This window comes from Paenibacillus sp. OT2-17, assembly GCF_009827695.1.
In the GTDB taxonomy this organism is placed as follows: Bacteria; Bacillota; Bacilli; order Paenibacillales; family Paenibacillaceae; genus Paenibacillus; species Paenibacillus polymyxa_B.
On sequence record NZ_WUDQ01000792.1, the window covers coordinates 1 to 1,314 of the forward strand.

Consider the following 1,314-nt stretch of genomic DNA (forward strand, 5'->3'; position numbering starts at 1 on the left):
TTGAGGTAGCCCTTTCTGATACAAAAGAAGGCGGCTTTTTTCGTTCCGGGGACCTTGGCTTTATTGCGGATAATCATATCTATGTCATCGGTAGAGAGAAGGAAGTCATCATTATTCGCGGCAAAAACCATCATCCCGTCGATATTGAATGGACCATCCAAAAGAATATGCCAGAGTTGACCTTGCCCATCGCTGTATTTTCCTCTGAAATCAATGGTCAGGAAAAAGTAATCGTCGTACAGGAAATTGAAGCGCCCCTTCATGAGCAGGAATATAAACGTCTGGTCGAAAACATATTGAATGCCGTATCCAATACGCATCAACTTGAAATTTACGATATCTATTTGCTGCTTAAGGGAAGTATACCCAAAACAGGAAGTGGGAAAATCCAAAGAAAGATCTGCCGCAATGCTTATATCAAACAAGAGCTTCAAGCACTTTATCAATATCGGAGTGCGTTCTCACTATCACATTCGAATATGGAAGAAACCGCCGCAGAAAACCATGACAGTACCATAAATGCCGTTTCGTTGGTTCAATCGAAGATTCAGGAGTATATAGTGCAATTTTTGTGTTGGGAACTGAATCTCAAGCACGAGGAAATGAATTTGAATACAAATCTTCATGGTTATGGCATCGATTCTATTCTTGTCATGAAGCTTATACGCGGCCTTGAGAAGTCCTATCCGATCAAGGTCAAAGCAAGAGAAATTTTAGAGAACCCGACGATTCAACTATTATCGGCATATTTAGCCCAAAAGGTGGAAGAAGATAAATCCACTGTACAGGTCAATACTGAGAAAAATTCGCTCAGTTTCCGAAGGAATCCGCTTTCTGAAGTTCAGAAAGGGTTGTGGCTATTACATAAAATGTCCCCTGAGATGAATGCTTACAATATACCAATATGCCTCCGGTTTAATACGAAGATTGAGATTGAGAGCATTAAACGGGCTTTTCACATCGTTTTAGAACAGTATCCTATTTTAAAAAGTGTGATTGAAGAGGAAAATGGGATACCTTATCAAAAGCTGCAGCCCACGCAGCCGCTTCATGTGCAAGTGGAGGATATTTCAGCCTTGGAAGCAGATGAGATTATTCCATTTATTAGGGATAAAGCGAAGCAACCATTCGTGCTGGAACAGGATCCTTTGATGCGTATTTATGTTATGTCCAGATCTGAACAGGAACATTTCATACTGGTTGTCATCCACCATATTATTTTTGATGGAAGTTCTTTCGGCATGTTTACACAAAGCTTTTTAGATGCCTATAAAAACGTGGTACAGGGAAAGACATCGACAGTGTTTCCACCCG

General features: G+C 40.6%; 1 protein-coding gene. It reads left to right on the top strand.

All coding sequences use genetic code 11. The annotated features are described in order from the left end of the window. The coding region (locus tag GRP75_RS27150) for a condensation domain-containing protein (protein ID WP_237449222.1) at positions 1-1,314 on the top strand (1,314 nt) is incomplete at both ends.